5 protein-coding genes, 1 tRNA gene and 1 pseudogene are annotated in these 4,765 nt (G+C 71.5%); 3 read left to right on the plus strand and 4 right to left on the minus strand.

Annotation, left to right across the window (positions count from 1 at the left end; all coding sequences use genetic code 11):
* On the plus strand, positions 1-636 hold a 636-nt coding region (locus E7Z54_RS23300), incomplete at its 5' end, for a hypothetical protein (protein WP_206056225.1).
* Between the two features lie 14 nt (positions 637-650).
* Here E7Z54_RS23300 and E7Z54_RS14485 read toward each other — a convergent pair.
* The 3 genes from E7Z54_RS14485 to E7Z54_RS14495 all read right to left on the minus strand — a co-directional run bounded on the left by E7Z54_RS14485 (position 651) and on the right by E7Z54_RS14495 (position 2,291).
* Positions 651-1,280 (minus strand): DUF2461 domain-containing protein, encoded by a 630-nt coding sequence (locus E7Z54_RS14485; protein WP_136434850.1) that lies wholly within the window; start codon positions 1,278-1,280, stop codon positions 651-653.
* Between the two features lie 131 nt (positions 1,281-1,411).
* Positions 1,412-1,487 (minus strand) — tRNA-Gly (locus tag E7Z54_RS14490).
* Positions 1,488-1,517: 30 nt separating this feature from the next.
* A complete protein-coding gene (locus tag E7Z54_RS14495) occupies positions 1,518-2,291 on the minus strand; it encodes an SGNH/GDSL hydrolase family protein (protein WP_136434852.1) in 774 nt (257 codons plus the stop codon).
* A gap of 87 nt (positions 2,292-2,378) precedes the next feature.
* Here E7Z54_RS14495 and dcd point away from each other — a divergent pair, with 87 nt between their 5' ends.
* Both dcd and E7Z54_RS14505 read left to right on the plus strand, forming a co-directional pair.
* Positions 2,379-2,954: a dCTP deaminase gene (gene dcd / locus E7Z54_RS14500; protein ID WP_136434854.1), complete on the plus strand. Its 576-nt coding sequence runs from the start codon at positions 2,379-2,381 to the stop codon at positions 2,952-2,954.
* A gap of 56 nt (positions 2,955-3,010) precedes the next feature.
* Positions 3,011-4,006, plus strand: a complete 996-nt coding sequence (locus tag E7Z54_RS14505) for a siderophore-interacting protein (RefSeq protein WP_240769690.1) — start codon at positions 3,011-3,013, stop codon at positions 4,004-4,006.
* 331 nt (positions 4,007-4,337) lie between these two features.
* Here the strand turns inward: E7Z54_RS14505 and E7Z54_RS23305 are convergent.
* Positions 4,338-4,765 (minus strand): annotated as a pseudogene (locus tag E7Z54_RS23305) (hypothetical protein); the annotation flags it as partial.

A 4,765-nucleotide genomic window follows, 5' to 3' on the forward strand; every position in this document is an offset into this window, starting at 1 on the left:
GTCGGGCTGATCGCCGGCGGGGCGGCCACGCTGCCCGGGCTAGGGGTAGGCGGTCCGGCGCGGGGCTCCGACGTCGTGGCCGGGGAGTCCGCGGAGAAGCCTCAGCCGAGGCCCGACCCGCAGCCCGCGCAGCCGGACCGCGCGCTGGCGGTCGCAGCCCGTGACATCCCCGCGACCATCGGCGAGCTGCTCGGCTCGCACGACGTGACCACGGTGCTCCGAGGGGCGGACTACCCGGTGATCGACGAGCCGCACACGCGGCTCGCCCACTTCCGCTACCGGGGCACGCTGACGACGGTCTGGATCCAGCCGGCGGACGAGCTGGCGAGCTGTCAGGAGCTCGCGGCATCACCGGACACCGAGTCCGACGAGACTGCACCCCCTGCGCCGAGGGCCAGGTGCGCGGTGGTCAACGGCCTGGAGGTGCTCACCAACGGTCCGCAGACCGGCGTCACCGTGAAGACCAACGGGGCGACGGTGTGGCAGCACGGCTACGCCGTGAGCCTGGTGTCCTACAACGCCGCCGCCGGCAAGAACCCCGACGGCTCCGAGGACGTTCCGGCCGTGACGGACGATCCGGCCATCGGCATCGACCGGCTCACCGAGATCGCGTCGAGCCAGGTCTGGTTCGAGTAGGGACGCGTCACCGCTCAGCTCGTCGCCTCGGCGATCCAGCTGACCAGCGGCCGCAGCTTGCGCCAGTCCTCGCGGACCCGGTCCAACAGCTCGACGGTGTGGACGAACGGCTCGAAGCCGTAGGACCTCATGCCGAGCACGGTCTTCATCCGCAGCAGGTCGATCCGCGGATGGTCCCTGTCGTAGCCGCGCGGCGCGCTCTTGAGCCGCTCGCCCGCGACCTCGAAGCCGCCGCGCTCGAGGTCGCGCAGGATCCGCTGGAGCAGCTTGCCCGCCTTGTCGTGCACCATCGCCTCGCGAAGCCGGTGCAGGCGGTCCCCGGAGACCTCGTAGACCCCGCCACCGACCCGCACCCCGGGCGCCGCCACCTCGACGTACCAGCCCGTCGCGGGCCCCACCCCGACGAACGCGCCCTGGTGCGTCTTGTAGGGCGTCTTGTCCTTGGCGAAGCGAACGTCGCGGTAGGGACGGAACACCTTCGCCTCCCCGAACTCCGGCGCGAGCGCGTCCGTCAGCGCCACCATCGGCGCCCGCACCTGCTCGGCGTAGACCGCCTTGTTGGCCTCCCAGAACGACTTGGTGTTGTCGACCTCGAGGTCGTCGTAGAAGTCAAGCGCTGCGACGGGGAAACCGGTGAACTCCACGGAGCGAGCCTAGGCGGAGCGCGGGGCTACGCGCCCGAGGTGGACGTCCGGTACAGGTTGGCCAGTGGCTGACCGCGATGGATGGAACGGGCAGAGCGCCTTCGAGCGCGACCTGCACGGATACCACGAACTGGAGCGGGCGACGAGACTCGAACTCGCGACATCGACCTTGGGAAGGTCGCGCTCTACCAACTGAGCTACGCCCGCATGCGCCGGTCTCCCGGAGCGTGGAGGATGTTACCCGATCGGTCCGAGGCTCGGCCGCTTCGGCTCGATGCCGTCGCCCGAGGACCGGCCGGTCACGCGGCGCTGCACCCACGGCACGGCGTGGGTCCGCGCCCAGACGAGGTTCTGGCGACGCGCCTCGCGCGGCGTGAGCACCGGGATCTCGGGCACCGGGAGCGGCGCGAGGCCGTGGGTCACGCCGAGCGCGTCGAGCACGGCCATGGCGATGAAGTTGTGGCCGATCGCGTTGAGGTGCAGCCGGTCCTCGTCCATCACCTCGGCGACCTTCCAGTCGCGCATTCGCCACATGTCGACCAGGGTCACGCCGTGCTTCTCGGCGATCTCTCGCACCCACTCGTTGAAGACCGCGGTGCGTCCCCGGATCATCTTGAAGACCGGGTTGATGCCCGGGTCGGCGATGGTGAACATGACGACGTGCGCGCCGGTGGCGGCGAGCCGGCCGACCCCTTCGTCGTACGACGCTGCCAGGCCGTCGAGGTCGATCTTGGGGCGCAGCACGTCGTTGCCGCCGCCGTGGATGGTGACCAGGTCGGGGCCGAGCGCGACCGCCGGCTCGAGCTGCTCGGCGAGGATCGCCGGCAGCTTGCGGCCGCGGATCGCAAGGTTGGCGTAGCCGAACTGCACGCCAGCGCCGGCGGCCTGCAGGGCGAGCGCCTCCGCGACGCGGTCGGCCCAGCCACGCAGGCCGTTGGGGCGAGCCGGGTCGGGGTCGCCGACGCCCTCGGTGAACGAGTCGCCGAGGGCCACGTACCGGGAGAAGGTCACCGCAGCATTCTGCCGGACTGGCTCACCGCGCTCGACCGGATTGCGGCTGGGGCCCGCGAAGACCGCTCCGCTCGGTAGGGTGCCAGCGTGCTGCTGAGCGACCGCGACATCCTGGCCGAGATCGACGCCGGCCGGGTCGCCCTCGACCCGTGGGACCCGGCCATGCTGCAGCCGTCGTCGATCGACGTACGGCTCGACCGGTTCTTCCGGGTCTTCGAGAACCACCGCTACCCACACATCGACCCGGCGGCGGACCAGTCGGACCTCACCCGCGAGGTCGAGCCGGACGGCGACGAGCCGTTCATCCTGCACCCGGGAGAGTTCGTGCTCGGCAGCACGTACGAGGTGGTCACCCTGCCCGACGACATCGCCGCGCGGGTCGAGGGCAAGTCCTCCCTCGGACGGCTCGGGCTGCTGACCCACGCCACTGCCGGCTTCGTCGACCCGGGCTTCTCCGGGCACGTCACCCTCGAGCTCGCGAACGTCGCCACACTGCCGATCAAGCTCTACCCCGGCATGAAGATCGGGCAGTTCTGCTTCTTCCGACTCTCCTCGCCGAGCGAGCACCCGTACGGGTCGGCGAAGTACGGCTCCCGCTACCAGGGCCAGCGCGGACCGACCCCGTCCCGGTCGTTCCAGAACTTCCACCGCAGTCCGATCTAGCCTGCGCGCGAGCGCTGGCCGCCGGAGCGACCTGGAAGTCAGGTTAGGCTGTCCTTATGACCGTCGACCAGAACGAGTACGTCGCTGCCCTCCCCATGATCCTCTCCGAGGTCGAGGTGCTGCGAGCTGAGCGCGTCTCGGCCTCGTTCGTCCGGATCGAGATCGGCGGCAGCGCGCTCGCCGAGTTCGGCGTCGACGGCCCGCTCCTCGACCAGCGGATGAAGATCGTCTTCCCCAACCCGGCGGGCAACCTGCCGTCGTTCGCCCGCATGGACGACTCGTGGTGGGCGACCTGGCTGGAGATCCCCGAGGACGAGCGCGGCTCGATGCGGACGTACACGATCCGCGACGTGGTCGGTGCGGGCGACAACACCCGGCTCGTGGTCGACATCGTGGTGCACGAGGACGACCATGTCGGCGGAGATCCGCTCGACGGGGCCGGCAACCGGTGGGCGCTGCAGGCCACAGCCGGCGACCGGCTCATCGTCCTCGCGCCGCGTCGTGGGCACGAGTTCGGCGGCATCGAGTGGTCCCCCGGTCCGGCGACCCGGCTGCTCCTCGTGGGCGACGAGACCGCCGTCCCGGCGATCCGCGGGATCCTGCGCGACCTGCCCGCCGACGCGATCGGCGCCGCGTTCCTGGAGGTCCCGCTCGACGCCGACGTGCAGGACGACGTCGTCTCCCCCGCTGGCGTGCAGATCACCTGGCTGCCCCGCAACGGCGGCACCCGCGGGGTCGACCTGCACGCCGCCGTACTCGCGCACCTGACCGGCGCCGCGCCGGCGGCCGACGCCCTGCCCTCCGTCGAGGACGCCGAGGTGGATCCCAGCCTGTGGGAGACGCCGGTCTACTCCTCCGCCGGCGAGGACGTGCTCGCGTCGACGTCGGTCCCGACCGCGGGCTCGCCGTACGCCGGCCTCTATGCCTGGATCGCCGGCGAGTCGAAGGTGGTGACCGGCCTGCGCCGCAAGCTGGTCAACGACCTCGGCCTCGACCGCGGCCAGGTGGCCTTCATGGGCTACTGGCGCGAGGGTGTCGCAATGCGCTCCTGATCAGCGCCTCACCGACCCACGAAGGGGCGCGGAATGCGCTGCCAAGGGGCGCGGTATGCGCTGCCAAGGGGCGCGGTATGCGCCGCCAAGGGGCGCGGAATGCGCCGCCAAGGGGCGCGGTATGCGCCGCCAAGGGGCGCGGAAAGCGCTGCCAAGGGGCGCGGTATGCGCCGCCAAGGGGCGCGGTATGCGCCGCCGGAGGATGCGGAGCGTACGACGAAGCGACCGCCCTGCCCTAGGAACCGGAATCTTGCTTCGCACCGCAAAACCTGCCGGTTCGCACCGCAAACCCCGCCGGTTCGCACCGCAAACCCTGCCCCTTCGCGGTGGGTCAGAGGTCGAAGAGCGAACCGGTCTCGTGGATGTCGGCGTCGGTGCGGGGCTGGTGGGCGTTGCCCGATCGCTTCGGAGCAGGAGCGGTGGCCTTCGGCTCTTCCTTCGCCTCAGCCTTCTTCGGCTCTTCCTTCGCCCCAGCCTTCGCCTCGGCCTCGGGCTCGGCGTTCGACTGCGCCTTCGGCTCTGCGTTCGACTCAGCCTTCGGCTCGTCAGCCTTCGGCTCCTGCACCTCAGTTGCCGCGGCGGTCGGCTTCGGGGCGGGGATGTCGAAGAGCGAGTCGGCCGAGGTGAGGTCCACGTCGGGGCTCGGCTTGCTCGCCGCGGCGGCCTCCTCGGCGCGGGCATCCTCCTCGACCGGCGCCTTCTCCGGCGTCGGGCCCGGGGGCGGGGCCTCCGAGGTGGTGGCCGCGGCCGCGACCGGCT

It is taken from the genome of Nocardioides sp. (assembly GCF_004803405.1).
Classification (GTDB): domain Bacteria; phylum Actinomycetota; class Actinomycetes; order Propionibacteriales; family Nocardioidaceae; genus Nocardioides; species Nocardioides vastitatis.

Coding starts and splice junctions, on each gene's coding strand:
- E7Z54_RS14505 (WP_240769690.1), top strand. CDS start 3,011: ATGACCGTCGACCAGAACGAGTACGTCGCTGCCCTCCCCATGATCCTC.